Below are 26,755 nucleotides of genomic sequence, written 5' to 3' on the forward strand. Positions count from 1 at the left end.
AGAAAGCGGCAAAAAAGGACTGAAAATTTAAACATTGCAGTCCTTTCATCATCTTTATTGATTTCCTTTGTTATTTGCTTTCCAAAGCTACAGCCAATTCTACACAAGCTCCTCCTTGGTCTGGATTGAGCAGGGTCAGACGACCACCGTGCAAGAGAGCTACCTGCTTAGAAAAGGCTAAGCCGATTCCATGATGGGGATTAGCTGAATTGCGGCTTTGGTCACTCTGATAAAAGAGCTGTTCCGCTCCCAGCAGCATCTCCTCTGAAAATGCAGGGCCATTGTTCCAGATAGCAAAAACCAACTGGTCCTGCTGCACTGATACCGTTAGCTTGACTTCCTTTTGGTCCTGGTCAGCATGTTCAAGCGCATTCAGTAAAATATTGAGCAAAGCTCGCTTGAGATAGTCCAAATGAATTGACAAAATCAGACTAAGCTCACAATCTTCTTGGAGGTAGAAACGATGGCTTTCCTGTTTGCTGAACAGTGCCCAATCATCCTGTAGATAAGCCAAAAAGTCCCCTAAGGAAAGCTGAATGAACTGATTAGAATCAATCTGAAAAGTCTTAGCGTAATCAATCAAAGAGCCACAATACTCTTCCATCTTGTGACTGGCCTCCAAAATCTCAGAAGCATAGTCTGCCTGTGGCTGGCTCAACTGCGCCAACTCCAAGAGCTCAGCATTCCCTTTAATCACAGTTAGGGGCGTCTTCAAATCGTGCGATGTCGCTGATAGCTGTAAAATCAACTCCTGATTATGCTGCTGCTCTCTTTCTAGAAGACGAGCATTTTCTTGGTGGCTGCTCCGTAAATCGCTATAGACTTCTAGCATTTCCTCAATCCGAAAAAGACGACTTTTATTTTCTTCTAAAAGCTTCTTGCTCTTTAGCATTTTTATTTCCCTGTCGATTTTTCGGAGCAATTTCAAAATATGATAAAAAGTAATCAGCAGCAAGCTCCCCGCCCAAAAGAACAAGGTGAAAAGAACGTGATCACTTCCTTGCGTAAATTCATAACCTATAAGCACAAAAATCAAAACATGGAAAAAGACGATTTTTAAACTGGTTGTCCAGACTAGGCTTTTGAAATTTCGGATTCTAATTGCCATCTATAGCCTACTCCTCTCACAGTTGCGATTGCTTGCAGTCCTTCTTGTTTGCATTTTTGACGAATCTGATATACGTATTCTGAGATGGAACGAAGCTGTGTTTCTGAGCTTTCTGGGTAAAGCAAGGTATGCAAGCGTTCAGCTGAAAAGGTCTGCTTGGGATTGCTAGCTAGTAAATGCAGCAACTTAAACTCTCGCTCTGAAAATTTCAAGACTTTACCAAAACAGGCAACTTCATAGCGCTCTGGATAAAATTGACAAGAAGCAATTTCAGAATATCGCTCCTCACGTCTTTCCTCCCGCCTAAGATGAGCTCTGACACGCGCCAGCAATTCTTTAGTTCCAAAAGGCTTGACAATATAGTCATCTGCTCCGCGAAAGAGCCCTTCTACTTTGTCCGCCTCCAATTCCTTGGCCGTCAGAAAGATGATTGGACACGAAAGATGAGGACGAATGTAGGAACACAGCTCAAAACCATTAACAGGCTCCATCATCACATCCAGCAGAATCAAGTCATATCCGACAAAATGCGTCAGCTCTAGGTCTTCTATCCGATCAAGCGTCGTCACATCATAAGCATCGAGCTCTAGGACGTTTTTCACCAGCTTCAAAATGCTCCGGTCGTCATCAACCACCAAAATACGATACTGTCTCATGATTTCCATTATAGCATACCTCTAGCGAACATCTCGTTTCAATGTTAAGAATATAGCAGAGCTCCAAACCAAAGCTAACCATAACAGCTGTATTCCTAGCCCTGAGAGATCTATTGAATGCTGAAGTCCTTCATACTCAAAAAGATTTAGCGTAGCCAGATCGGGCAGGTATTTTGCTTCTTTGATGAAAGTCGCCAATAAACGGCTGAGACCAATCAAGAGAGGAAAGAGCACCGACACCGGCACAACCCAAGATTGAAATAGCAAAGCGAGGCCGGCAGTTAAAAAAGCCAGAAAAAGATTGCTGAGAAGACCAAAAGAGCTGTAATAGAGGAATTTCCCCAGTAAGGACCAGCTAAAGCTTAGGTCAAAACGAGCCAGCATAACAAGGAAACAGCTGCCTATCATGATACTGTAGAGGATCAAGAGCAGCAAGAACAGAAAAAGGATTTTCCCAGCCAACCAAGCCTTTCTATTTGATACGGTTAGAAAATTCGTTCGCATCCCAGACTTGACAAACTCCTGGGCAAAATAGAGCGAAGTAAAGATGACGATGACAGGCTGCGCTAGATAGAGGGCATGCAAAGCCTCGCTCAGAGCCTTTGTCTGGCCAACTGCTGTCTGACTATAGTCAAGATTCATCAGAAAAAAAGGAACGACTACCAGAACCACCAAGGCGGCACCAAGAGCGAGATAGTAAGAACGGAACTTAATCCATTCACTTTTAAGCAGAGCTTTGATCATCAGTAGCGTCCTCCTAAATCCGTCTTCAAAAAGTGCAGAGAGGCCATGCCGCCGATGACTAGCAACCATGCACCAAGTATCAACAGCCCTTGCAAGGGATTGTTAGCATATTGGGAAGTTGGCGTTGCAGTAAACAACTCTCCAGCTGGCTGTGGCAAATAAGCTCCCCAACTCGTGTGAGCTGCCAGGTAGTTTCCCAGATTATAGATTTGGGGTACGAGAAAAAGCAGAGGAACTAGCATGGTCCGAGCCAATAAACCTAACAAAAATGAAAGGATTCCCAATAAGGTCAGAGATAAGGTTTTCCACAAAATCAGACTCCAAGCTGCTTGATTGAGCAGAATCGGATCAAGCCCTTCCTTTCCTAAAGCCAGGTGCATGACCATATAACTAAAGTAGATTGATAAAAAGCTACTGGCAAGAGAAAAGCAAGCAAAGGTCATGAGTTTCCCCGCAAGCAACTTCAGGCGGTTATTACAGGTCAAAAGACTGGTTCTCAAGCTATGAGACTGAAATTCCATAGCTCCCAAAATTCCAGCTAAGATGACCAAAACCATGCCTGCCATAGAAGCACCATTGAGGCCTAGATATTCCAGCGGGTCAATGGCTTCTGCCAGGCCGGGAACCGTCTCAGGCGTGGCATCCAAGCCGACAGATAAATACTGTCGGCCCTCTAGCCAGGATACGGCAGGCACCAATAGCAGCATGAAGGCCATACTCACTTTGAAAGCCTTGGTTGAGCGAATTTTCAACCATTCTGAATGCAATAAGGACATCGTTTCTTTCATCTTATACCTCCTCTGTCAAATCAAAGAAGAGATCTTCTAGACTGTCTGAATCTTGCAGCACCTCTTCCAATCGTCCCTGCTCAATAATTCGTCCATGATGAATCAAGACTACATCATCTGTCACCATTTGCACCTCTGATAGGATATGAGAAGATAGAAGTACGGTTTTCCCTAAATCAGCCTGCTGACGGATGAACTTTCTAAACCACTTAATCCCGCTTGGATCTAGTCCATTGGTCGGCTCATCTAATATAAGAAACTGAGGATCACCCAGCAAAGCTGCTGCCAAACCCAGCCGCTGACTTTCCCCTAGAGACAGGCTTGACAAGAGTTCCTTCCTCTTATGAGCGATTCCAGTCATCTCCAAAACCTCATCGATCCGAGACTTGGAAATAGCATTACTCGCCGCAATAATCCTCAAGTGGTCATAGACCTTTCGATTTGGCAGACCACCAATGCCGTCAAAGGCTGCACCTACCGTTCTGAGCGGATAGGTCATTGACTGATAGGTTTGCCCATCAAAAGTCGCAGTCCCAGACGTCGCCCGATCTAACCCCAAGAGAATCCTCAAGGTCGAACTTTTCCCTGCACCATTTGGACCCAGAAAGGCTGTAATCCGCCCACTTCGAGCTGTAAAAGAAATATCTTCTAAAATCTGCTTGCTGCCATGCTTCTTGCAGACTCCTTCTATTTTCACTATATGTTCCATACTGAACTCCTTTTGATTTTTCTTTAGTATACAGGGGCAAGTTCAGAAAAAGTTCAGACAATAAAAAACTTGCCTTGCGACAAGTTTCTTTTCCATCCTTCTAGTTTTCTCAATATGAATTTCTTTTCTTGACTTACTCACTTAGCTCACCACCCTTTCCATTATAGTATTGTTTAAAATCTTTATAAGAGTGTATCTCATGTTCTTGACCATCTACAGAATAGTCAGCTTTGATTTTAACCCCAGACAAAGTTTCCTCTCCCTTAGGCGCAAACCAATGAAGGAGTGTATCGAAGACCTCGGCATTCCCCATTCGATCATAGCGCATGGATAACTTTTCATCTCCTTTAATTAACCCCTTTTCTATGTTAGGGAATATACTGAATAAGTTGATGTTAGAATCAGGCTTTCCATTACTAGAGTTAGTAATGCTTCGATAATTAGCTGAATAGTAGTAACCTCGTTCAGAGATACAATCAATTAGATTAGTTAAAGAAAGTGTAACATTATCTAGATCCTCTGTGCTAGGAATTTGATCTGCATCAGTTGGACTATAATAATCTTCCTTTCCTAGATTATAGTAAAGTTTTTCCACTTCGGAGATAGGTTTTCCAGCTTCTAGCACCTCAATATAAATAGTATCTTTATAGGCTGGTCCTCCAAATGTAGGAAGCCCAATACGTATAACATCATTTTTTTTATTCTTTTTTCGAACCTTTTCTAACACATTGACCGTAGAGCTTTTTTGAGTATCTAAATCATAGTAAGAAAAACTAATAAATTCTGTATTGGTGCTCTTAGAATCTTTCACTCCTCTTTCCTTGTAGCTTCTGCCAAAAAGATACCGTCCCCCTACTAACACTGTATCAGCACCAGAAAGAATGTATTTCTTTTCATCCCCTAGCACTTTAATTTTATTTATATCCAATTCATTCACTGATTTAATAATTTTGGGTTCAGATTCTTTTTCTGAAGAACTCTGATGAAAATAAACGACTCCAAGAACTATAAAAGAAATTGTTACAATCATCCCAATCCAATATCTATATCTCATCGTCTCATCCCCTTATATCAAAACGTTGTATTAGAGCCTACTAAATTTGAAAAATACTTAGAATCCGTCGTTTGCCAATCTGCATAAGAGAAACTTTCTATCTTAGATAAACTCTGCAATCCGTCATATACAACCTGAAAACTAATTTATTTTTTACTTTCATCACTACTAGTATGATTACAATTAACTTGAAATAATTCCTTTACATTAAAAAGTCTTACAACGAGTTCTTAGTTTATTTTTCAACCGCATCCCAGAGCTGGTGGATGCTTTTTTTCTGCACGGGATCGACAAAGTGTGGCGCGATTTCCACCAGAGATTGCAAGACAAAAGCTCGCTCAGCCACATAAGGATGAGGAACAATCAAGTTTGGACTGTATAACTCTTCTTGTCCTATGTAAAGAATATCCAAATCAATCACACGAGGTCCCCATTTGATTTCCCGCACGCGCCCTAGATCCGATTCGATAGCCAAGAGCGTCTGCATTAACTCCTCAGGATTGAGCCAAGTCTCAACTTCAACAACTTGATTGAGAAACGGATCCTGCTCAACGCCACCCCAAGGCTCTGTCTCAATGCGGCTTGATGCCTGCAAAACTCTTATATTTTGCTCTGCCATTTTTTCCAGAGCCGCATCCAGATTGGCAGTTGGGCTGCCTTGATTGCTCCCCAGAGCGATAAAGGCTTTCCGCTTTTGACGCACCAGCTTGACTGAGCAGGTCTCTAAAGGCAGCGGCACGGGTGCCCAAGGCTTCTTGACCTCCAAGCTGACCTTCTGCACCAAAGGATGAGTCAGAAAAATCCGATCAATCAGCTTGTAAGCCAGCGTTTCAATCAAGTCTTCCTTGCTTTCCTGACACCAGTAGGTCAAATCCTGAGCCAATTCTCCATAGTGGATAGAAGCTGTCAGGTCGCCTGTTTTGGCAGCCCGAGTCATATCATAGTCCAAAATCAGATCCAGCACAAAACGCTGGCCCAATTCCTTCTCTGCTCCAAACAGACCGTGATAGGCATACACTTCCAAATCCTTAATGCGCAGCTGATCCATTCTCTTATCCTTTCTGATTCAAGTTTCTGCATTTTATCCTTGATAAAATAATCTAGCCTTTCCTGACATGCTCCACCACTGATAAGATCAATGCCCCATCAATTTGTAAGCTTCATTTTTTAGGTCCTTATCCGTCGCTAAAACGCCACGCGCCGCTGTAGTAACTGTTGCAGTGCCAGGCTTTCTGACTCCGCGCATATTCATACACATATGCTCAGCTTCCACCCAGACCAGGGCCCCTTGAGCACCCAGATAGTCCATCAAGGCCTCAGCAATCTCTACGGTCAATCGCTCTTGAATCTGCGGTTTCTTGGCATAGACCTCTACCGTTCGGGCCAGCTTGGACAGGCCTGCTACCCGACCATTAGGCACATAGGCGATGTGAACCTTCCCGTAAAATGGCAGGAAGTGGTGCTCACACATGGAATGAAAGAAAATATCCTTCTCCACTACCATATTATTGTCAATGATTTCAAAAGACTTGGCCAGATGCTCCTCAGCCGTCTCACCCAGCCCCGCAAAGATTTCCTGGTACATTTTAGCAATGCGCTGTGGCGTCTCCTGCAATCCTTCGCGGCTTCCGTCTTCTCCAACCGCCTCAATAATCTGGGCTACAGCTGCTTCAATTTTCTTCGTGTCCATATATGCTCCTATGTTCATTTTTATTTTTTGATAATTGACTTGACTGAGAAGGACGCTCAGCAAAGTCTAACTTGCAATTCTCAAGGATTGATTTTCTAACCTGAGCCAGAAAATAAAGAGAACCCGTAATCAGCAAAAGCTCATCCGGCTCATGCTCTACTGCTAAATAATCTGCTACATAATCCGGCCATTCTTTGTAAGACAGGCCTTGCTGCTCAGCCAAGGATTGCATGCTCTCTTTAGAAAAACTCCGCGGATCAGCAAAGGCTGTCAAGCTTATAGCTGCTTTGGGAATCTTTTGCAGCAGCTCCACCATATCATCCAAGGCCTTGGTTTGGATACAAGCAAATAAAATGTGCTTCTTATAAGTCGGATAATGCTGGTCCAGTGTCGCTGCTAACGACCGCAGGGCATGGGGATTATGGGCTCCATCCAGAAGAATAAGCGGCTGATCCGATATCCTTTCCAAACGACCAGGCCACTCAGCAGTAAGCAAGGCCCTCTCAACCTCTGCTTTTGTCAATAAGGACAGCGACTGCAGCTGGCAGTATAGGTCACACAAGTGCAGAGCTAGCCCAGCATTGTCCGCCTGATGCAGTCCCATTAGAGCTGTTTGATACGAGTCTTTGGCCCGATAGGCATTCGAAAAGGAAAAGCACTCCCCCTCCTCTGACTCTTGAGGTTCCACTTGATAAGCTTGAGACCAAGAAAAGAGCGGAGAATCTTTTTCAGCAGCCTTTTGCTCGACTACTGCCAGAGCCTCTGGCTCCAACCTACCGGTCACAATGGGAACTCCATGCTTGATAATGCCAGCTTTCTGCTGGGCAATAGCCTCTAGACTGTCACCTAGCAAGGCCACATGATCCAGACCGACTGTTGTGATTGCAGTCAGTAAGGGCTGGCAGACATTGGTACTATCCAAAAGCCCACCCATGCCGACCTCGATAATAGCCACATCCACCTGCTGCTGGACAAAATAATCATAAGCTAGAGCAGTTACAATCTCAAACTCAGTCACCCCCTGCAAGCCAGAGTCTGTCGCATGCTGGGCTAAGAGGTCCTGATAAAGGCTCAGCAATCGCTGAAGATCTTGGTCGGAGATCGCATGGCCATTAATGGCAATCTGCTCATTGTAGCTGACTAGGTAGGGAGAGGTGAAAGTGCTAACACGCAGGTCTCGCACTTCCAAGAGTTGGCGCAGATGGGCAATGGTTGAACCCTTGCCATTAGTCCCTGCAATATGAATGACTGGCAGCTGCAAATGCGGATTCCCCCGCAACTCCAGCAAACGCTCCATCCGCTCCAAGCCAAAATTGGGACTAGCTGTCCGATAAGCTTCCAGCCAGCTTAAATCAGGTAATTCTTGTTTTTTCATCTTACTTATACTGACCTAGATTGAGATCTTCTGTCTGCTGCGCTAGACGAATCGCATCGCCAACGGCAGCAGCCATCCGGTGCTTAGCCACTTCGTGCACTCTGACAACTTCAATACCTCTGCTGGCCGCAAGGCTAGTCAGATGGGCTGAAGCTGTATCACGGTTTTCAAAGCCTTCCTGTGTCTCAGAATTGACCTCAAAGCCGTTTTCTTCTAAGATACTAACGAGAAACCGCTTACGGGAAACCCCAAGAAAAATAGGAAAACCAGCTTGATGGAGACTTCCCAGCTCCTGCAAAAGGAGCAGATTCTCCCGCTTGGTCAAACCGAAACCAATCCCTGGATCCAGCATGATATTATCACGCGAAAGGCCAGCATGTTCCGCCACCTTCAAAGATTTCTCAAAACACTTCCACATCAGTTCTGCAATCGGCAGCTCTGCAAAAAGAGATAACTCTTCCTTTGTGAAGACTGAACCAAAGCCAAATTCTGGGAAAATTTTTGAGCTGGCATGTTGAGGACGAGCCATCACTGGATTAAACATGACAATGACTGGCGCGCCATATTTCGCAGCCGTCTCTGCCATCTTTTCATCACCCAAAAGACCGGTAATATCGTTGATAATATCTGCACCTGCAGCCAAAGCTGCTGCAGCCACTTCCGACTTCCAAGTGTCCACAGAAATCACAATATCACTTTCCCGACGAATAGCTTCAATGACCGGCACCACCCGCTCTATCTCTTCTTGAATAGCCACAAAATGACTGCCTGGCCGAGTAGACTCACCACCAATATCCAGCATGTGAGCTCCCTCAGCAATCAGCTTTCTAGCCTGAGCCAATGCCGTCTCAACCGTATTGTAGCGCCCACCATCTGAAAAGGAATCCGGCGTCGCATTAATAATACCACAGAGGCCCGTTCGGCCATCTGGAGCAATTGCTTTTAGATTCACCATTTGACTTTCATCTCATTTCTATCGGCTGCCCTGCTCTTCAACAAAAAAGGCACACTCATCTAGTGTACCGCAAAGCTCTCAGCAGATGCAGCATCCAGTCCTATGAACTGCACTCGACTTCACAAGAAGACCTTATCTAGTCCCTTGTTTCATTTACCATTTTACCATAATTCTTCTATTTGACAAAACACTTTCTAAAAGCAAAAGGGTAAAAGGCTGAGAATAATCATATTTCGGAGAATATGGGCCAGCATAGACAGCTCCAAACGCTGAAAATAAGGCCTGAGGAGATGGGCAAAGACTAGTCCCAAAACTAGATAGGAGAGAAAACACAGAGTTTCCTGAGGATTTTTCGCAAGGGAAAAGCAGAGCAAACCTAGTGCAATCCCCCAGCTCTTCTGATAGCGAAGAGAGAAAGCCCTGTCAACAAATCTCGGTGCCGCAGGGGATAAAACGGCGATGTCAATCCCCAAAAGCAAAAGAGAAGATGACAGAAAACTCTCCGTCAGCATCTGCTCTACCGCCTGAGCTGACTCCACCTCCTTGCCACACAGCAGAACAGCCCCTGCAGCATTGACCAAAATCATCAAAAAATACAAGAAAAGCAAGTGTCGATAATTGCTTGACTGACGCAGGGAACCTTTGATTTCCTGCAGTTCTCTGGCAAAATAAAAGGCGCAACAAAAAAGCAATCCCAGTAAGCCCACCATAAAAAGCAGATTAGCCTGACTAAAGACCAAGCGATGAGGCATTGGATGAAGCATGAGCAGCAGTCCCGTCTGAGTCAACATAGCCAGTAGTAACAATTGAATGATTTTCTCTAGTTTCAGCATATTCTCTCCATTCTTCTCTTATCATTATAGAAGAAGTAAGAGCAAGCTGGTAGAAATCCCCTCAAATGTCCTAATTTGTGCCTCAAATGACAAAAAAAGCAGATATTCTCTGCTTTCTTACTTGTTCACCAAACCTGTCAGTATCATAATGAGTACTGCAACTCCATTTCTCAGCATGTGTGCCAAAATAGACATCTCCAAACGCTTAAATATATAAGCAACCGCAGCTAAAACAGCACCCATACCTGCATATATAACAAAACTGCCGATATTGGTCGGACCATGAAAAAGACCGAAAAGAATAACTCCTACAACCAATCCCCAAACATAATGCTTGGTAAAAATCTTCTGAGGAATTAAGCCGCGAAAGACTACTTCCTCCAAGATAGGAGCCTGAATCACAGCTCCTACTACTAATAAAATCTTGGGTACATGCTGAAATAATGCATTCAAGGCATCCTGATTGGCAGTGGAAATAGCCTGACCTTCCAGCAGCATGATAATTGCTCCTAACATGTTGACGCCAATCATGACAACATTAGAAACAGCTAACCAGCCAAACGAAGACCATTTAAAAAAGCTAAAGTCAAGGCTCAGCAGTTCTTCTTGCTTAGCCATTCTCAGAACAAAAAAGACAATCAAAAGATATACAACCAGCACAAAGATAGTCTGTCCAGCTGAAAAACTCTTCTCAGAAGATGTCATTTGCCGGATAAATATAAATGGTATCTGGCTGAGAAATAAGACAAACAAAGTCAGTAGAATGTACTCTAATTTTTTTAGAATTGCTTTCATGTCTTCCTCCTTTTCCTTCCTAGTATAGCTCAATTTTCTCTTTTTGTATAGACAATTCTTAACTGCAAGCATTTTGTATATCACTTATTGAAAACTAGTGCTGATAGTGACTATGAGATCGGATCGCTCAGTTTTTCCAAGGCCAGTAATCAAGAAAATCCTCTCTTAAAACCTACAAAAAGCCCAGTCAAACTGAGCTTTTGAATTTTCTTAATTTATTGATTTTTGAAACGTTCGACGTCACGCGCAATGACCAATTCTTCGTCAGTCGGGATAACCAAGACTTTGACCTTGGCATCAGGACTGGAAATCACGCCTTCTGCACCACGCACATTCTTTTCTGGGTCTACGTTACAACCAAACCAAGAAATACCATTAACAACCAGTTCACGAATGGTCACAGAATTTTCACCAATTCCTGCGGTAAAGATGATAGCATCAGCTCCATTCAAAACAGCAAGATACTGACCAATGTATTTTTGAATCCGATCGACAAAAATATCGTTGGCTAATTGAGCCTTGGCATCACCTGCCCGCATCGCCTCATGGATATCACGCATATCACTTGACTTCTCAGAAACTCCAAGCAAGCCAGATTCACGATTCAAAACACGGCTAATATCTTCGGGAGTATTAAAGTCATCTGTGTATTGCATCAGGTAAGGAATGATAGCTGGGTCGATATCCCCAGTCCGCGTTCCCATCATGACGCCGCCAAGTGGTGTGAATCCCATAGAGGTATCTACAGAAACGCCCTTGTCAACTGCTGTGATGGAAGCTCCATTACCGATATGGCAGGTGATAAGCTTGAGTTCTTCAATCGGACGACCCAAAACTTTCGCAGCTTCCTTGGCTACATACTCATGGCTGGTACCGTGAGCTCCGTACTTGCGGACCTTGTTTTCAGTGTAATATTTAGTCGGAATCGGATAGCGATAAGCTTTTTCCGGCATAGTTGTATGGAAAGAGGTGTCAAAGACTACCACGCTGGTAATGTCTGGCAGAATTTCTCTAAAAGCACGGATGCCTGCAGCGTTGGCTGGATTATGCAATGGAGCCAGAAGAGACAACTCCTCTACCTTTTGAATCACTTCTTCATCAACGAGGGCTGAATCCTTAAAGTATTCACCACCAGCCACAACACGGTGACCCACACCGGTAATCTCATCATAAGATTCAATGATATTAAAGCGTTTCAAATCATCCAGCAAAATTTTTACGGCCTGCGTGTGATCTGCAATATCAAGAACCTGCTTTTCTGAACGACCATCAAACTTCACTGTTGAAATAGAATCCTTGAGACCAATCCGTTCCAGCAAGCCCTTAGCCAAGACCTTTTCTTCCGGCATTAAATAGAGTTGCCATTTTAAGCTTGAGCTTCCTGCATTAATAGAAATTGTTTTCGACATTTCTTCACCTCTTTAAGCGTTTTCAAAATTATTATATCAAAATTTTGTTTGAATTTCACTATCTTTGTACCAGTTTTGAAAACTTTGACGGAATTTAAACATTTCTTCATGGTCCTGCAAATCCCGCAGAGGATAGATAAAAGGCTGAATATTATTCGCTTCCTGTTTCCTCAAGACAAAAAGAGTTTTGGCATGCTTGCTGCTTGAGAAAATAGACTCTGGCAAGGTTATCATCGCGATGAACTGTGCTTTGGCTAGGAGCCATTTTTTCAGCAGAGGAGCTTGAGCGCTGGTCAAGAGGTCATTCGGCGCCAGAAATATGGCATAGCCTCCCGGTTTAAGATATTTGAGCGACTGTTCCATTAGAAGATGGTGGGCATAAGTGTGCTCATCCGGACTAGCCACTTCATAGCGAGAGGCGATACTGTCATCCGGATAATAACCGACCGGTAAATCACTGATAATGATGTCACTCTCTTTCAGAACCTGAGGCCGAACCGCATCACCCTGAGCAAAGTGAGCCTTAGAGTTCATAACCTCTGCAATGCTGGCAGAAAGGTCAATTAATAAATCATCTAGCTCCAGACCTAGGTAATCTATTTTCTTTTGGGTATGATTAAGAATAGTCTCAGCCAAATTTCCAGTCCCACTGCCAATTTCTAATACATCAGCTTCCTCTCCGTGAGCTAGCTGGTCCAATAAGAAAGTAATCAGAAAACCAATTGTGTCAGGTGTGAATTGATGATTGACCTGCATGGGCTCCGTCTGGGCCGCCTTCATCAGGATAAACTGATAGGCTCTCCGCCACTCTTCCTTGGTCAAATGCAGAGCGCGGATTTTTTCATCGTTGGCCAGAACTTCTTGTAAGTCCGTATCTCCATCTAGGTAAATGCCGTTATGCTCAATCAGAGCATCGTAAAAATTGGTCGCCAGAGCGTTTTGGATATTCTGGACGTTTTCGAGAATCAGAGTATAAGCTTGTTCTATCTTTTCAAAATTCATGGAATCCTCCGTTCATCCTATCATACCAAAAATAAGGCCCCATTCCAAGATATATAAAATTACAAAGATTTTACAGTTATATTAGTCCGATTTCCCAGCTTCGTCCGAAACCGCTTTCTCCTTTTTCTCAGTTGGTTTCTTGTCTTCCTTAGCTTTCTCTTCCTCCTTCTTAGAAATGGTAAAAGTAAAGGAATAGGAATGACCGCTGCTGATCTGACTGCTGATTTCCAGTTCCTTCCCTTGCCTGCGATAGACAGCCTTGCCCTGCTCAAACTCCATCTCACCGCTATCATCCTTGGCTGTAGCTGTTGTCAGAACTGCCATTGCATAGGCTTCCGTCCTTTCCCTGTTGAAAAGCTGCAAACGCTGACTGCTGACTTGACGGTTGAGATAAAACTGCAGGAGCAGGCTAAAGACAGCAGCCATCAATAGCGCATACAGTAAAATACCAGCCTCAACTTTCTTCTTCCACACGATAGACGAACTCCCTCTCTAAGCCTTTTTCAAAGCGAAAATGAAGATAGACAAGCTTACCGTCCTGACGGACGTCAGCTGCTTCTAAACCATAAATCATCGGCTGGTAGCCGCGACCGCTCTTATCTGTTTTACGGAAATCATCGCCCTTAGATTTACCCAAGGCCAAGTCCCTGCCATCCTGTCTGATGTAGATTTTGTTGTCTTCAACCTTATCAAATTGACTTCGCGAAAGCTCCGTCTCCAGTTGGTCGGCAAACAAAAACCACTCTTGCTGCTGATTGTTTTCCTGCTGATGCAGTTCTGAAGATAAGAGCTGGGTCATGGCCTGAAAGACTAACACACCGCCACTGAGAACCAGCAAGGCTACTAAAGCCTCCAAGAGAGTAAAGGCCTTGACTTTAAGGTTTTTGGACACGAATAACTACCTCCCCTTCGTGATAGACCAGCAGCTGCTTATCTGTCTTAAGCTGACGCACTGCAATTCCATTGATATGAAGCTCTTCTTGTCCTGTTTGAAGGGCCATACGAGCTACCCGAAGCACCTCTTCCTGCTGCAGAAGGATCTGCTGCTCCTTACGAGACCGGCTAATCTGTCCCAAAAGCAGACTGGCAATAGCCGCAAAAACTGCCATGGCCACCAGAGCTTCCAGCAGAATGCTAGCCTGAAGATGTCGTCTTTTTAAACTTTCCGTTGCCCATATAAAGCTGGTAAACAACTGTCCTGTCCTCCGTCTGAAAAGTAATTTTGCTGAGTGATGAATTCCCACCGGATCGGTCAAACTGAATGACCTGCTGCTCATGTTCCTGCAAAGTTTGTGGAAAGTCCAGCTCTTGATAGCCATTGGAAATCTGACGTCCTGAAATCTTGAGAGAAAGCTTCTGATGACCGGCTAAGCTCAACCTCTGCGTCTCCTGGTAGAGCCGCTCAAATTCTAAAAAGAAGAGTTGCTCTTGAACCTGATTGAAGCCAGCCCTTACCGATCCAGATAATCCTAGTAGTAGAAAACTAACAACAAAAAGAACGAGGAGACTTTCCAGCAGTGTAAAAGCCTTAATTGGCAACCGCTTGAGTTTCGCCACTGTGTTTTCCATAGTAAGCCTTATATGAATCTGCCTGCTTCTGGCTGATATTTCCTGCGCTGACTAGCTTGCTCAGGCTAGCCTTTTCATTGGTATTCTTCAATTCATACAGCTCTGCCTGGCTTTCTACCACCTTGACCACCGCTGCAGTTCCTGTATCTGAAACAGCATCTTTTTGCTTGGTCAGATTAGGCACAAAGAGCAGCAAGAGAACGCTGATAACCAGCAAGACAATCAGCATTTCCACAAGGGTAAATGCTTGAACTTTTAAGGTATTAAGTTTTTTCATTACAAATGAACCTCCATATTCTGATAAATGGGCAAGAGCATTGCCGCATAAAGTAAAACAATCACTAAGGCAACAAAAATAAATACTAGGGGCTGAATGAAATTCATGGCCCGGTTGATACGTAGGAAAAATTCCTCCCAAGTCTTTTCAGCATAGACTTCCAGTTCACTCCCCAGCTTGGACTTGACCTCACCATACTCGATCATCAGGGACAATTCTTTCTTAAAGAAAGGATAGCTCGCCACCTTGTCCGCATAGCCTTGACCGCCTTGCAAAGCAGCAGCCATATCTTCTCCTATTTCCTGAAAGAGCTGGGAAGGCTGCTCCTGCATAATCGCAAAAATCTGACTCAGTTCCAAGCCCTGGCCAATCATATTTCCCCATTCACGAGCATAATAAGCGGTCAAGTAAGCCTGTACCAAATGTCCAAAAAAGGGCAGAGCTGCTAGTTTGCTGAAAAAACGAATCTTGGATGACTTTCGATAATAAAAGAGAGCCACTGAAACCAAGGCGGCCCAAGCAAGGCTGCTCCACAAAAAAATCTGAGGCAGGTGATTAATCAGCTGAGTAGCTAGATTCTGGCTGTCTAATTGAGGCAGAAGATAGTTGCGCAATCCCAGCATGATAAGGACCAAAAAGCCCAGCAGCATGAGAGGATAGGTTCCTACCTCTATCAATTTTTTCTTAACCTTGGACAGATTTTCCAGATAGGTCTCAATCTTGCCCAGACTAAGTGTCAGATTGCCATGTAGCTCAGATAAGGACAGCTGGGTTACAACGCTGTCGGAAAATCCCAGTCGACTGACAATCTCTGAAAAGGATTGACCAGCTGACAAGCCTGCCTGCATTTCTGCGACATACACTTCCTCCAGCAAGGCACTTCGCCTCAGAAAGTCTACAATCTCTGCTAAGTGAAAACCGCTGCTAAAGAGATTATGAAAGAGCTCAATAATCTTTTTCTGCTTAGGCGTAGACAATTTTTTCGGTCTGCCTTTGCTCAGCACTGATATGTCCTTCTGCAAAAAGCTGATCAATCTGCTGATTCCAGACTGCGGCTTCGTGCTCTTGATAGTTTTGACTGACAAAATCAACGACACCTCCTCCCCCAATTAAACGCTGGTAACAAACACCTTGCAGCACCATTCTTAGCTCATCCTCGCTAACGCCCAATTCCAAAAGCCGCTCATAGACACCGCGAACACTCTTGGCATGAATTGTTGAAAAGACCGTAGCTCCGGTCAAACTTGCCCGAACCACTGCTCTAGCTGTCTCTCGATCACGGATTTCCCCGATAATCAAAAGATCCGGCCGATGTCGCAGAGACAGCTTAATTAGACTGTCATAAGTCATGCCAATGGTTTCGTTCAGCTGCAGCTGCAGCATAGCCTCTTGCTTAATCTCAACCGGATCTTCAATCGACATAACCTGCTGACCAGAAAATTTGAGCTGAGCCAAATGGTACATTAAGGTCGTCTTGCCACTGCCGACTGGTCCTGAGAATAGATAGAGGCCGCGAGCCTGAATTTTCTTTCGCAGCTCCGGCAATTGCTCAAACCAGAAGCGCAGCTCCCTGTCTTCATCATGCAGGAGTCGGATGACCAGACTTTCAAAACCACGGTAATCCCCAACTGTCGACAGCCGGATTGAAACCTTGGCTTCCTCGCAGTCATAATCGCAAGACCCAAGCTGACTGCGGCGCTTCTCTCCAACATTCATACCTGCGACAAACTTAAAATGGCTGATAACAGCTGACAGAAGCTCGAAATCATAAGTTTTTATAAAGCGACGTTCATCACCGATTCTCATATAAAGCTCATAGCAAGTAGTCTTAGGAATGAGGTAAATATCCTGCGCCCCCTCTTGCCGAGCCTGCCTGATCATTTCTTTTGCAATTTCTTGAACCATACATCCTCCTCACCTTACTATTCGCAAAAAATCCAGAAAAAGAAAAAACAGCGGAAGAAACTTAACTTCTAACAAGTTAGGTCTCTTCTGCTGCTCTATTATCAAATTTGCAAAATATATTCTTTCGATTTAAAGAGGCTTAGCGGATTTTAGTTTGACTGAGCAAGCTCGGTGCTTTTCAAGGCCGTTCTGCTTAGTATAGCCTGGCCGATACTTGCTCTTAGGAATCTTGCACTCATTCTCCAGCAAAAACAGCGAATGATACTGCTGAACATTCTCATCGCACTCCTCGCACCAGCGCTGATCCTCCGGATCCCAAAAAATTGTCATCAAATCACTGCGGCTCTTATACAAAGGTGACTGCTCTTCCATTTGCAGCCAGCGGCTTTTATAATACTTAAGGGCTTCATAATAATCATCAAACTGCTTCTTTGCAACGATATCATCTTCCCAGCCATCTAGGAACCACCACGGTTCATAGTCCCCGTACATCTCAATTACACAATACATACTCGTCCTCTCTTTGTACCGTATATTATATATGAATTCTTTGACGAACAAAACTATTTTGCTCAAAATCAGAAAACAAGAATTTTATTGGAACGGAGGCAAGCAGATTACTCTTCATAATATGAAGATTAACATCATGGATAGTGTTCTTAACCATGCGAACAAATAGTGTCGGACCATTTACACATACGACAGGTTTCTCAACATCTAGAAACTGGGTAAGTCCTGATTTAGCATAAGTATAGGCTTTCATAGGATATATTTCCCATTGTTGCGTTCTTATAAATTCTTTCTATTTTAACGGTCTGCGAAATAAATCTCAAGCTTTTTATTCAAAAAAGGATGAGACAAACATTATTTTGTCCCACCCTATGTCTGCATGATCTTAAGCAAAATTTTCATCTTGCTTGTTTCTGCATTATAAAGTTTCTAAAGCAATCATCGTTGTCACAGCTGCGTCATAGTAATTATCTGACGGCAAACCTTGCATGAAGAGATATTTATTCTGCTGCACCAATTTGCGGAATTCCATATTGTTATTCGCCGCATAGAATACTGGAGCGGTAAAGCTGCCAGCCTGATTACTATTGAGAGCCTTCCCTTTCAGAGTGTAGCCCGCATAGATCTTTTCTTGACTGAGGAAGAAGTTCAACATCTTCTTCAGCATTTTTTGACTTTTTTCATCCTTGCTTTGAGCCAGGTTGTAAGGAAGTCGGCAGGCATTATAAGAATAATAGCCATCATTTGCAGATTCAACCGTATCAGCATCAGCTGCCCGAACTTTGTCGCCTTCAACCCAGATAAAGTCTGGTATCAAACCAGTCTTATTATCAGCGCTGATTGCTTCAAGTTTGCTGAGCATGTTATCCCGGATTGTCAGCCACTGCTTATCCTTTGTCAACTCATAGAAAGCTTGGAACTGCTGCGGCAATGTATCAGAAGTCCGCATGAGATTATAAAATTTCGATTCTGCATTTGCCCAGTTCCCAACCGTCAAAACGCCGTTACTTTCATTATAGTTATATGCCAAGACATCTTTCAGAATGGCCTGAGCCTGATCTTGGTATTCTTTAGCCTTGTCCGGCCACTGCTTAGCAGCCTGAATCAAAGCATAGGCAATGTAGAGATCGCCGTCTGTAGCATTGTTTTCGTCTTCATGATTGCTCTTTCCATCCTTAATCGTCTGTTTCCAAGACATGAGCTGGGTATCTTTCAGACGATGAGCTAGATAATATTGGTAGAGCTTTTCAAAATCAGCCGAACTGGCATCGCCTTGCTTAGCTGCATCCACAGCAATCACCATGCCATAACCCTGTGCCTCAGACAGCACAACATCTTCAGTCTTACTGTTTGTCGTCCTGATATAAGACAATTTGTCCTTGGTTACGACATATTCTTTAGACCATTGGCTGTATATCTTCTTTTTGATATTAGGAGTACTGCCCATGCGGGTGTACAACAGGATACCAGCCAAGACAGCCAGAATTGTCACAAACCAAATAAATCTTAATCTTGTTCTTTTCACACTTTCTCCTAACCTGCAAATCGTTTTGTTTTAACCCACTTGGTTTCTTTCCGCTTCAAAATCTTGTCCAAGATAACAGATCCTACTGCATCTAAAGAAACAACGATAAAGAGCTGAGAGTAAGTCAAATAGGACACAAGAGCCAGCCAAATCTGTTTGGTGGTCGCCTGTCCAAACTGAGAAGCCAGGGCGATATTGATCTGCAAAAGATAAAGCAAAATCATCAGAAGCCAGTTAAAGAGCATCAGCTGGACGATATAGATATTCTGGGCATCAAAAGCGAAAGGAATCCGCACATCTGGTACAAAGAGCTGGGTAATCATCGCCGCTACATTGGCAAAGAAAACCAAGTCAGATAAGACAATCGCCAGATTGAACCAGAAGAAGATACAAGAATAATTGAACACTTCCAGTTTCACGCGCCAATTACCGCCGCTAAAGAGATGCTTGAAGTTGGCAAGAACTACCTCATAATTCCCCTTAGCCCAGCGCTTACGCTGCATGTAGTAGGACTTGAGGGTTTCTGGCTCTTGTTGGAAGGCCTCTGAGTTATAAGCCAAAGCAATCAGCTTGCCGCTCTGCATAATCTTAAAGGAAATTTCCGTATCCTCTGTTAAGGCACCATTTTTCCAACCACCAATACTCTTAACAAACTCAGTGTTAATCAAGAAGTTCGTACCTGGAATCCGCCCAATCTTAAAGAGGTGCCACATACCTACGTGGTAAACACGCTGAGTTACAACGATTTCTTGGTTGATACAACGTGTCAGGAAGTTCTGGTTGGCATTGCGGGTCTTGTTGCGTCCGAAAGAAGCAACGTGGCGTTCTGGATCTTCCAAAACTTTCTTGACTAGGAAGTAAAGAGCATTCTTTTCTGGCATGGCATCCGCATCATAGACACAGATATATTCACCCTTGGCCATCTTCAGGGCGTCATTCAGCACCCCTGCCTTACCTCCCGTACCAGTACGGTCTGTAATTGTAATATTACGTCCAGCATACTCAGGCATAGCCTGTACTTTCAGCATTTCTTGATAAGTGTCATCCGAGCAGTTGTCTGCAAAGAGCAGAACTTCTACTCGGTCATGAGGATAGTCCAAGTCCAGAATGGCCTTAGTTGTCTGAGCGATAACCACATCTTCATTGTGGGCTGGGACAACGACTGTAACCATAGGATAATGTTCCAATGGGCTGGTATCCACGTTGAAGTCACTGCGTTTCATCCAGAAATGCACGGAAGAGCATAGAATAACTAAAGCCCAAGCCAGAGACATCCAGATGGAGAACAGAGTGACAATCATAATAAGTTGACTAATCATGACGAGTCACCGCCCTAAAATTTTTATTGACCCGATTGTAAATAACCAGATAATAAATGAAGAGGACCAAAAAGCTAATAGCAAAAAAGATACTTAGCACCATAGAGATGATAAAAAATACTTCTGTTAAAGACATGTGTTTACCTCCTAGTATTCTACGATAATGTCGGTTTCAAGCTGACGCTCCAGATTGCTCAAAGCGTCATCGAAATTATGGAATTTGTCAATGTTTTGAGCATTAAGTTTTAAACTGCCGGACTGAAACTGAATTTTTTGGTCAGTTTTCTTATTCTCAAAGTGCATCATCGTTAAATCGTCACGCACTTTCTCTTGGAAATATTCCTTGACTTCCTGATCCAGATCTTCTACCAGAACGAGAAAGTTACCATTGGATACATAGTAAACTGTTTCTACATTCTGGAAGTCCCAGTTAAGCAGTCGTAAAATTCTCTTGAGCATCCGCTTGTACTCCCGAGAGTGAATTTGATAAAAATGATGATTGTGTGCCCAATGGACCAACAAGGCCTGAAAGGCTGGAGCTTGTTTCTGATTTACTTTCTGAACCATTTCTTCATAGGCCTCAGCAGCATCTTCACTGTCATCCTGCACTAATCCCAAGCGCTGATGGAGATAGAAATTCACTCGGCTGGTCAGCCAAGCGCTGACAGGGAAGACATAAAGCAAGAAGAGAACCTGATTGTCCGGTAGATAGGTTACATCAAAGAGCAAGATCAAAGTTGCGATAACCACACCCAAAATCATAGCCCATGTCACCAAGAGATCAGATAGGACAAAGACACTAAAAATACCTAATAAAATCAGCGCGATTCCGATATAAAATATGTTAGCTGCAAAATTCCAACTGTAGAAAAGAATTAGTCCAATTGCCAGTACAAAGACTGCTAATGATTTTTCTAGTCCTTTTTTCCTAAACATTTTTTACTCCTGTCTTAAATTATTCTGGTCTAGCCGTTTGCTTAAAATAGTGGGCAATAGCTTGAGCAATCCGCTCAGAAGCCTTACCGTCACCATACGGATTGCTGGCTTGGGCCATTTCCTGATAGAGTGACTCATCTGTCAGCAGGGCTTCCATTGCCTCTGCTACTGCTTGAGTTTCTGTACCGACCAGCTTCAAGGTGCCGGCCTCAACTCCTTCTGGTCTCTCTGTTGTATCACGAAGTACTAGTACAGGCTTACCTAAGGAAGGCGCTTCTTCCTGCACTCCGCCTGAGTCTGACATGATAAAGTAGCTTTTAGCTGCGATATTATGGAAATCCAACACATCTAAAGGCTCAATCAGATGAATTTTCTCATTGTCACTCAGAATTTCTCTAGCCGCTTCCTGAACCGCTGGACTCAGGTGAACGGGATAGACAATTTCCACATCATCATGGGCATCTACAATCTGCCGTAGAGTTCGAAAGACCCTTCTCATCGGCTCACCTTGATTTTCCCGGCGATGCATGGTCACCAAAATCATCTTGCGAGCTGGATTAATACGGTCAAGAACCTCGTGCTGATAATCAGCCTGGACTGTCAGCTTGAGAGCGTCAATAGCTGTATTTCCTGTCACAAAAACTGTTTCTGCTGGATGGTTTTCCTTGAGCAAGTTAGCCTTACTCTGTTCTGTTGGTGCAAAATACAAGTCGGTCAAAGAGTCGGTCATCTGACGATTCATTTCTTCTGGGAAAGGAGAGTATTTATTCCAAGTCCGCAACCCAGCTTCTACATGGCCGATACGAACTTGATTATAAAACGCTGCAAGACTAGCTGCAAAGGTCGTTGTCGTATCACCGTGCACCAGCATAATATCTGGCTTGTTTTCCTTTAAGATATCATCTAGCTTATGCAGGATCTTGACAGTAATATCTGTCAGGGTTTGATTCTTCCCCATAATATCCAAATCATAATCAGGCTTAATCTTAAAAGTTTCAAGTACCTGATCCAGCATCTGACGATGCTGAGCAGTCACAACTGTTGTCGTTTCAAACAAGTCTGCCTGCTTCTTCAGTTCAATAACCAGTGGAGCCATCTTAATTGCTTCTGGACGAGTTCCAAAAACAACCATTACCTTAATTTTCTTCATTTTTCCTCACCAAAAATCAACATTGTTATATTAACTTTTTACTAAAAAATGTTTGTTTTAAGTAACCTTAGTTATTTTACCATCAAGCGTTTCAATAATCAAAGCATGAACTATTATTTTATACTTTCTTAATAGTAATTTACATGTTGGTAACTTATTTAAGATTATTTTAATTTTCTTAACTTAACTGTAACTTAAAATTGCTGAAATTTTTCGGTTTTCTCAAAAAAATAAATAAAAAGGAAAGAACTTATAGGCTTAAAGTCCTGTTTTATGCAGAATTTTGTGGTTTTTGCCTATATTTTTTAATATTTATTCATTGTAATAAAATATTATTCTATTTGTAATCTAATTGTTTTCTATTCTTTATATTTCAAAATCCTCCCTTCCTGAATGAGCTGGCTAGATAAATGCCAGCTACTGTTCTCTACAATCTTCGACCACTACCATTAAAACCAACCTCCTCTTTTTAAAAATTTCAAACCTGCCCCTCCTACTATTTTAGGATTTTTAAAATAGTATAACCTAGTGCTATCATACTACAAAAAACCAGCTACCTCCCTGATTAAAAATGAATATGGCGTCTCGCATCATAGAAAAACTAAAATAGAAAATCTCGAGTGTTTCTTCTATAGTTGTTTATCCATAACGGAGAACTTAAAAACAACTTTCTAAGTATATTATAGGATAATATTTAGTGGTGAGCAAGAAATTATCGGCTGCAACAAAAAATCCCTCCCGATTTTCGGGAGGGAAAGTTCTTTATTTAAGAACAATATTTTCTTCAGTTTCAAATCCACCTGGCAGTTCTGTCACTTCGTTGATAATTTCAACTTCATTGACAGCCTGAGGCTCCAGATTGCGGTAGCGGGCCATACCTGTACCGGCCGGGATAATCTTACCGATGATAACATTTTCCTTGAGTCCGAGCAGATGGTCTTTCTTACCACGGATAGCAGCATCTGTCAGGACACGAGTTGTTTCCTGGAAGGAAGCTGCAGACAGGAAGCTATTTGTCTCAAGGGAAGCCTTGGTGATTCCCATGAGGACTGGACGAGCTGTCGCAGGCACACCGCCTGAGATAACCACATCACGGTTAGCATCTGTAAAGTCTGTGATATCCATGAGAGTTCCCATGAGAAGATCTGTATCTCCTGGATCCATGACGCGCACCTTGCGAATCATCTGGCGAACCATTACCTCGATGTGTTTGTCACCGATTTCTACCCCTTGGCTACGGTAAACTTTTTGTACTTCAGCAAGCAGGTAAGTTTCAACAGACAAGACATCGCGGACAGCCAGCAAGTGCTTAGGCTGGATTGAACCTTCAGTCAAGGCAGCACCACGAGAAACTTGGTCACCCACTTCGACCTTCATACGGGCTGTAAATGGTACCACATACTCACCTTCGCCAGTTTGGCCTTTAACAAAGACCTTCTTGGTACGAGTAGATGCATCTTCTTCGATAGCAGTAACCTCACCCTTGACTTCAGTGATGACCGCTTCCCCTTTCGGATTGCGGGCTTCAAAGATTTCTTGGACACGAGGAAGACCTTGTGTGATATCGGTATTAGAGGCAACACCACCCGTGTGGAAGGTACGCATGGTCAGCTGTGTACCAGGCTCCCCGATAGACTGGGCAGCGATGGTTCCGACTGCTTCACCGACTTCAACTGCATCACCCGTTGCCAAGTTGATACCGTAACAGTGACGGCAGACACCGTGGCGGGTGTTACATGTAAAGACGGAGCGGATTGTCACTTCTTCAACACCAGCATTAACGATTTCACGCGCCTTGTCTTCTGTGATCAATTCATTTGGACCAATAATGACCGCACCAGTTTCTGGATGTTTAACTGTTTTCTTAGTGTAACGACCATTGAGACGCTCTTCCAGAGACTCGATCATCTCCTTGCCTTCTGTGATAGAAGTGATAAGAAGTCCACGATCTGTACCACAGTCATCTTCACGGATAATCACATCTTGGGCAACGTCAACCAGACGACGAGTCAGGTAACCCGAGTCGGCTGTCTTAAGGGCCGTATCGGTCATACCCTTACGAGCACCGTGGGTTGAGAAGAACATTTCCAGAACGGACAGCCCTTCACGGAAGTTAGACAAGATTGGCAATTCCATGATACGTCCATTTGGCGCAGCCATCAGACCACGCATACCGGCCAACTGGGAGAAGTTAGAGATGTTACCCCGGGCTCCAGAGTCCATCATCATAACGATAGGGTTCTTCGGATCCTGGTTGGCAACCAGACGTTTTTCCAATTTCTCACGAGCTGCCCGCCACTCAGCAGTAACTGCATTGTAGCGTTCATCGTCAGTAATCATACCACGGCGGAATTGTTTAGTAATTTGTTCAACACGCTTATGGGATTCTTCAATAATCTCAGCCTTGTCTTCGACAACTGGGATATCAGCGATACCTACTGTCAGACCAGCCAAAGTAGAATGGTGATAACCCAAGTTCTTCAAGCGGTCAAGAAGAGCAGATGTTTCTGTTGTACGGAATCGTTTGAAAATTTCTGCGATGATGTTACCAAGATTTTTCTTCTTAAACGGAACATTAATCTCAAGCTGTTCAATGACTTCCTTGATGTCTTGTCCTGACTCCAAGAAATACTTAGCTGGCACACCTTCTGTCAAGTTAGTATTGGTTGGCTCTTGCAGATAAGGCAATTCCTCTGGCATAATCGCGTTAAAGAGGATTTTACCAACAGTTGTAATCAAAATCTTATGCTTCTGGTCTTCTGTCCAAGGCTTATTAAGACTGTCTGTTGCGATACCAACACGAGTATGCAAGTGAACATAGCCGTTGCGGAGAGCCATGACCGCTTCATCCATATCCTTGAAAATCATGCCTTCGCCTTCGCGGCCAGCCTCTTCCATGGTCAGGTAGTAGTTCCCCAAGACCATATCCTGAGATGGTGTTACAACTGGCTTACCATCTTTCGGATTCAAGATATGCTCAGCAGCCAGCATGAGGATGCGAGCTTCAGCTTGCGCTTCCTCTGACAATGGTACGTGGATAGCCATTTGGTCACCGTCAAAGTCGGCATTGTAGGCTTCACAGACCAGTGGATGCAAACGCAAAGCTTTACCGTCAATCAGAACTGGCTCAAAGGCCTGAATTCCCAGACGGTGAAGGGTCGGTGCGCGGTTAAGAAGCACTGGGTGTTCCTTGATCACTTCTTCCAGAATATCCCAGATACGCTCATCTCCACGCTCTACCAAGCGTTTGGCAGCTTTTACGTTCTGCACGATATCACGGGCAACGATTTCCCGCATCACAAACGGCTTGAAGAGCTCAATCGCCATTTCACGCGGCACACCACATTGATACATTTTCAACGTAGGACCAACAGCGATAACGGAACGACCTGAGAAGTCAACCCGTTTACCCAGCAAGTTTTGACGGAAACGACCCTGTTTCCCTTTGAGCATGTGGCTCAATGATTTAAGTGGACGGCTACCTGGTCCTGTGATTGGACGGCCGCGGCGACCGTTATCAATCAAAGCATCAACCGCTTCTTGAAGCATCCGCTTCTCATTTTGAACGATGATACCAGGTGCATTCAACTCAAGCAAACGAGCCAAACGGTTGTTCCGGTTGATAACACGGCGATAGAGATCATTGAGGTCAGATGCCGCAAAACGACCACCATCCAACTGAACCATTGGACGCAAATCTGGCGGAATAACCGGAAGGATATTAAGAACCATCCATTCTGGCTTATTGCCAGACTTGTAGAAGGCATCTAAGACATCCAAACGACGGACAGCCTTGATCCGTTTTTGACCTGAAGCAGTTTTCAATTCTTCTTTGAGGACAGCAATCTCAGCTTCCAAGTCCACTTGTTTCAAGAGGTCTTGAATAGCTTCGGCTCCCATTTTGGCTACAAATGAGCCTGCGCCGTACTCGCGTAAACGCTCACGGTACTCACGTTCCGTCATGATGGACTTGTGCTCTAGCGGTGTATCCTTAGGGTCAATCACCACATAAGCCGCAAAATAAATGACTTCTTCCAGGGCACGTGGGCTCATATCCAAAGTGAGACCCATGCGGCTTGGAATTCCTTTAAAGTACCAAATATGTGAAACAGGTGCCTTCAATTCAATGTGGCCCATACGCTCACGGCGAACCTTAGCACGAGTTACTTCAACACCACAGCGGTCACAGACGATTCCTTTGTAACGAATCCGTTTGTACTTACCACAGGCACATTCCCAGTCCTTTGTTGGACCGAAGATCACTTCGTCAAAAAGGCCTTCGCGTTCTGGTTTCAGGGTTCGGTAATTGATTGTTTCAGGTTTCTTCACTTCCCCATAAGACCATGAACGGACCTTATTTGGAGAAGCTAGGGTGATTTGCATACTTTTAAAACGATTTACATCAACCACTATTTCTTACCTTTCTTCATTTTCTAATCAGTGTGT

The 26,755-nt window shown here is 43.8% G+C and carries 29 protein-coding genes; all 29 read right to left on the bottom strand.

Annotated elements, in window-relative coordinates:
* Positions 1-70: 70 nt before the first annotated feature.
* The 29 genes from FOC72_RS09090 to rpoC all read right to left on the bottom strand — a co-directional run bounded on the left by FOC72_RS09090 (position 71) and on the right by rpoC (position 26,719).
* On the bottom strand, positions 71-1,108 hold the full coding sequence (locus FOC72_RS09090) for a sensor histidine kinase (protein WP_002896749.1): 1,038 nt from the start codon (positions 1,106-1,108) through the stop codon (positions 71-73).
* The gene (locus FOC72_RS09095) at positions 1,075-1,773 is read right to left on the bottom strand and encodes a response regulator transcription factor (protein WP_002896750.1); all 699 of its coding nucleotides are present in this window, start codon (positions 1,771-1,773) and stop codon (positions 1,075-1,077) included. Before FOC72_RS09095 ends, FOC72_RS09090 begins: the two co-directional genes overlap by 34 nt.
* Positions 1,774-1,785: 12 nt before the next feature.
* Positions 1,786-2,508, bottom strand: a complete 723-nt coding sequence (locus FOC72_RS09100; protein WP_002896751.1) for a lantibiotic ABC transporter permease — start codon at positions 2,506-2,508, stop codon at positions 1,786-1,788.
* Entirely contained in the window at positions 2,508-3,296 is a 789-nt protein-coding gene (locus FOC72_RS09105; protein ID WP_002896752.1) for a lantibiotic ABC transporter permease, read from the bottom strand. Before FOC72_RS09105 ends, FOC72_RS09100 begins: the two co-directional genes overlap by 1 nt.
* A gap of 1 nt (position 3,297) precedes the next feature.
* A complete protein-coding gene (locus tag FOC72_RS09110; protein WP_002896753.1) occupies positions 3,298-4,005 on the bottom strand; it encodes an ABC transporter ATP-binding protein in 708 nt (235 codons plus the stop codon).
* A 133-nt stretch (positions 4,006-4,138) separates the two neighbouring features.
* Entirely contained in the window at positions 4,139-5,059 is a 921-nt protein-coding gene (locus tag FOC72_RS09115; RefSeq protein ID WP_002896754.1) for a hypothetical protein, read from the bottom strand.
* 235 nt (positions 5,060-5,294) lie between these two features.
* Positions 5,295-6,107 carry a 2-amino-4-hydroxy-6-hydroxymethyldihydropteridine diphosphokinase gene (gene folK, locus FOC72_RS09120; RefSeq protein ID WP_002896756.1) on the bottom strand — a complete coding sequence of 271 codons (813 nt, stop codon included), beginning with the start codon at positions 6,105-6,107 and terminating at the stop codon, positions 5,295-5,297.
* Between the two features lie 87 nt (positions 6,108-6,194).
* The gene (gene folE, locus FOC72_RS09125; protein ID WP_002896758.1) at positions 6,195-6,749 is read right to left on the bottom strand and encodes a GTP cyclohydrolase I FolE; all 555 of its coding nucleotides are present in this window, start codon (positions 6,747-6,749) and stop codon (positions 6,195-6,197) included.
* Positions 6,730-8,124, bottom strand: coding sequence for a bifunctional folylpolyglutamate synthase/dihydrofolate synthase (locus FOC72_RS09130; RefSeq protein WP_002896759.1), 1,395 nt, complete (start codon positions 8,122-8,124; stop codon positions 6,730-6,732). Before FOC72_RS09130 ends, folE begins: the two co-directional genes overlap by 20 nt.
* Position 8,125: 1 nt before the next feature.
* Positions 8,126-9,079, bottom strand: coding sequence for a dihydropteroate synthase (gene folP / locus FOC72_RS09135; protein ID WP_002896760.1), 954 nt, complete (start codon positions 9,077-9,079; stop codon positions 8,126-8,128).
* Positions 9,080-9,273: 194 nt separating this feature from the next.
* Positions 9,274-9,912 carry a CPBP family glutamic-type intramembrane protease gene (locus tag FOC72_RS09140; protein WP_002896761.1) on the bottom strand — a complete coding sequence of 213 codons (639 nt, stop codon included), beginning with the start codon at positions 9,910-9,912 and terminating at the stop codon, positions 9,274-9,276.
* Positions 9,913-10,029: 117 nt separating this feature from the next.
* Positions 10,030-10,779, bottom strand: coding sequence for a CPBP family intramembrane glutamic endopeptidase (locus tag FOC72_RS09145; RefSeq protein ID WP_002896762.1), 750 nt, complete (start codon positions 10,777-10,779; stop codon positions 10,030-10,032).
* A 143-nt stretch (positions 10,780-10,922) separates the two neighbouring features.
* Positions 10,923-12,116, bottom strand: coding sequence for an acetate kinase (locus FOC72_RS09150; protein WP_002896763.1), 1,194 nt, complete (start codon positions 12,114-12,116; stop codon positions 10,923-10,925).
* 36 nt (positions 12,117-12,152) lie between these two features.
* Positions 12,153-13,118, bottom strand: coding sequence for a class I SAM-dependent methyltransferase (locus FOC72_RS09155; RefSeq protein ID WP_002896764.1), 966 nt, complete (start codon positions 13,116-13,118; stop codon positions 12,153-12,155).
* An 81-nt stretch (positions 13,119-13,199) separates the two neighbouring features.
* Entirely contained in the window at positions 13,200-13,592 is a 393-nt protein-coding gene (gene comGG, locus FOC72_RS09160; protein WP_002896765.1) for a competence type IV pilus minor pilin ComGG, read from the bottom strand.
* Positions 13,573-14,010: a competence type IV pilus minor pilin ComGF gene (comGF, locus tag FOC72_RS09165; RefSeq protein WP_002896766.1), complete on the bottom strand. Its 438-nt coding sequence runs from the start codon at positions 14,008-14,010 to the stop codon at positions 13,573-13,575. Before comGF ends, comGG begins: the two co-directional genes overlap by 20 nt.
* Positions 13,994-14,227: a competence type IV pilus minor pilin ComGE gene (gene comGE / locus FOC72_RS09170; protein WP_002896767.1), complete on the bottom strand. Its 234-nt coding sequence runs from the start codon at positions 14,225-14,227 to the stop codon at positions 13,994-13,996. The genes comGF and comGE overlap by 17 nt, the downstream gene beginning before the upstream one ends.
* Before the next feature lie 25 nt (positions 14,228-14,252).
* Entirely contained in the window at positions 14,253-14,687 is a 435-nt protein-coding gene (comGD, locus tag FOC72_RS09175) for a competence type IV pilus minor pilin ComGD (protein WP_032914279.1), read from the bottom strand.
* A complete protein-coding gene (gene comGC, locus FOC72_RS09180; RefSeq protein ID WP_002896769.1) occupies positions 14,647-14,964 on the bottom strand; it encodes a competence type IV pilus major pilin ComGC in 318 nt (105 codons plus the stop codon). Before comGC ends, comGD begins: the two co-directional genes overlap by 41 nt.
* Positions 14,964-15,998 (bottom strand): competence type IV pilus assembly protein ComGB, encoded by a 1,035-nt coding sequence (comGB, locus tag FOC72_RS09185; RefSeq protein WP_270623281.1) that lies wholly within the window; start codon positions 15,996-15,998, stop codon positions 14,964-14,966. Before comGB ends, comGC begins: the two co-directional genes overlap by 1 nt.
* Entirely contained in the window at positions 15,928-16,869 is a 942-nt protein-coding gene (gene comGA, locus FOC72_RS09190) for a competence type IV pilus ATPase ComGA (protein ID WP_002896773.1), read from the bottom strand. The genes comGB and comGA overlap by 71 nt, the downstream gene beginning before the upstream one ends.
* Before the next feature lie 129 nt (positions 16,870-16,998).
* Positions 16,999-17,379, bottom strand: coding sequence for a DUF1033 family protein (locus tag FOC72_RS09195; RefSeq protein WP_002896774.1), 381 nt, complete (start codon positions 17,377-17,379; stop codon positions 16,999-17,001).
* A gap of 25 nt (positions 17,380-17,404) precedes the next feature.
* Positions 17,405-17,632 carry a hypothetical protein gene (locus FOC72_RS09200; protein WP_002896775.1) on the bottom strand — a complete coding sequence of 76 codons (228 nt, stop codon included), beginning with the start codon at positions 17,630-17,632 and terminating at the stop codon, positions 17,405-17,407.
* Between the two features lie 165 nt (positions 17,633-17,797).
* Positions 17,798-18,904, bottom strand: a complete 1,107-nt coding sequence (locus tag FOC72_RS09205) for a family 8 glycosyl hydrolase (protein WP_002896776.1) — start codon at positions 18,902-18,904, stop codon at positions 17,798-17,800.
* A gap of 8 nt (positions 18,905-18,912) precedes the next feature.
* On the bottom strand, positions 18,913-20,223 hold the full coding sequence (locus tag FOC72_RS09210; RefSeq protein WP_002896777.1) for a glycosyltransferase family 2 protein: 1,311 nt from the start codon (positions 20,221-20,223) through the stop codon (positions 18,913-18,915).
* Positions 20,216-20,359 (bottom strand): hypothetical protein, encoded by a 144-nt coding sequence (locus tag FOC72_RS09215; protein ID WP_002896778.1) that lies wholly within the window; start codon positions 20,357-20,359, stop codon positions 20,216-20,218. The genes FOC72_RS09210 and FOC72_RS09215 overlap by 8 nt, the downstream gene beginning before the upstream one ends.
* A gap of 11 nt (positions 20,360-20,370) precedes the next feature.
* On the bottom strand, positions 20,371-21,159 hold the full coding sequence (locus FOC72_RS09220) for a hypothetical protein (RefSeq protein WP_002896779.1): 789 nt from the start codon (positions 21,157-21,159) through the stop codon (positions 20,371-20,373).
* Between the two features lie 19 nt (positions 21,160-21,178).
* Entirely contained in the window at positions 21,179-22,309 is a 1,131-nt protein-coding gene (gene wecB / locus FOC72_RS09225; protein ID WP_002896780.1) for a non-hydrolyzing UDP-N-acetylglucosamine 2-epimerase, read from the bottom strand.
* Positions 22,310-23,071: 762 nt separating this feature from the next.
* Positions 23,072-26,719, bottom strand: coding sequence for a DNA-directed RNA polymerase subunit beta' (gene rpoC, locus FOC72_RS09230; protein WP_032914282.1), 3,648 nt, complete (start codon positions 26,717-26,719; stop codon positions 23,072-23,074).
* Positions 26,720-26,755: the final 36 nt, after the last annotated feature.

It is taken from the genome of Streptococcus sanguinis, from assembly GCF_013343115.1.
GTDB classification, from domain to species: Bacteria; Bacillota; Bacilli; order Lactobacillales; family Streptococcaceae; genus Streptococcus; species Streptococcus sanguinis_H.

Bases quoted from the DNA above. Each gene is read 5' to 3' on its own strand.
- FOC72_RS09090 (WP_002896749.1), bottom strand. From the start codon at position 1,108: ATGGCAATTAGAATCCGAAATTTCAAAAGCCTAGTCTGGACAACCAGT.
- comGC (WP_002896769.1), bottom strand. From the start codon at position 14,964: ATGAAAAAACTTAATACCTTAAAAGTTCAAGCATTTACCCTTGTGGAA.
- FOC72_RS09215 (WP_002896778.1), bottom strand. From the start codon at position 20,359: ATGTCTTTAACAGAAGTATTTTTTATCATCTCTATGGTGCTAAGTATC.
- FOC72_RS09095 (WP_002896750.1), bottom strand. From the start codon at position 1,773: ATGGAAATCATGAGACAGTATCGTATTTTGGTGGTTGATGACGACCGG.
- folK (WP_002896756.1), bottom strand. From the start codon at position 6,107: ATGGATCAGCTGCGCATTAAGGATTTGGAAGTGTATGCCTATCACGGT.
- FOC72_RS09195 (WP_002896774.1), bottom strand. From the start codon at position 17,379: ATGTATTGTGTAATTGAGATGTACGGGGACTATGAACCGTGGTGGTTC.
- folE (WP_002896758.1), bottom strand. From the start codon at position 6,749: ATGGACACGAAGAAAATTGAAGCAGCTGTAGCCCAGATTATTGAGGCG.
- comGA (WP_002896773.1), bottom strand. From the start codon at position 16,869: ATGGTTCAAGAAATTGCAAAAGAAATGATCAGGCAGGCTCGGCAAGAG.
- FOC72_RS09145 (WP_002896762.1), bottom strand. From the start codon at position 10,779: ATGCTTGCAGTTAAGAATTGTCTATACAAAAAGAGAAAATTGAGCTAT.
- comGD (WP_032914279.1), bottom strand. From the start codon at position 14,687: ATGGAAAACACAGTGGCGAAACTCAAGCGGTTGCCAATTAAGGCTTTT.
- FOC72_RS09115 (WP_002896754.1), bottom strand. From the start codon at position 5,059: ATGAGATATAGATATTGGATTGGGATGATTGTAACAATTTCTTTTATA.
- FOC72_RS09200 (WP_002896775.1), bottom strand. From the start codon at position 17,632: ATGAAAGCCTATACTTATGCTAAATCAGGACTTACCCAGTTTCTAGAT.
- wecB (WP_002896780.1), bottom strand. From the start codon at position 22,309: ATGAAGAAAATTAAGGTAATGGTTGTTTTTGGAACTCGTCCAGAAGCA.
- FOC72_RS09140 (WP_002896761.1), bottom strand. From the start codon at position 9,912: ATGCTGAAACTAGAGAAAATCATTCAATTGTTACTACTGGCTATGTTG.
- FOC72_RS09105 (WP_002896752.1), bottom strand. From the start codon at position 3,296: ATGAAAGAAACGATGTCCTTATTGCATTCAGAATGGTTGAAAATTCGC.
- FOC72_RS09210 (WP_002896777.1), bottom strand. From the start codon at position 20,223: ATGATTAGTCAACTTATTATGATTGTCACTCTGTTCTCCATCTGGATG.
- FOC72_RS09220 (WP_002896779.1), bottom strand. From the start codon at position 21,159: ATGTTTAGGAAAAAAGGACTAGAAAAATCATTAGCAGTCTTTGTACTG.
- FOC72_RS09155 (WP_002896764.1), bottom strand. From the start codon at position 13,118: ATGAATTTTGAAAAGATAGAACAAGCTTATACTCTGATTCTCGAAAAC.
- folP (WP_002896760.1), bottom strand. From the start codon at position 9,079: ATGGTGAATCTAAAAGCAATTGCTCCAGATGGCCGAACGGGCCTCTGT.
- FOC72_RS09100 (WP_002896751.1), bottom strand. From the start codon at position 2,508: ATGATCAAAGCTCTGCTTAAAAGTGAATGGATTAAGTTCCGTTCTTAC.
- comGE (WP_002896767.1), bottom strand. From the start codon at position 14,227: ATGGCAGTTTTTGCGGCTATTGCCAGTCTGCTTTTGGGACAGATTAGC.
- FOC72_RS09130 (WP_002896759.1), bottom strand. From the start codon at position 8,124: ATGAAAAAACAAGAATTACCTGATTTAAGCTGGCTGGAAGCTTATCGG.
- FOC72_RS09110 (WP_002896753.1), bottom strand. From the start codon at position 4,005: ATGGAACATATAGTGAAAATAGAAGGAGTCTGCAAGAAGCATGGCAGC.
- FOC72_RS09150 (WP_002896763.1), bottom strand. From the start codon at position 12,116: ATGTCGAAAACAATTTCTATTAATGCAGGAAGCTCAAGCTTAAAATGG.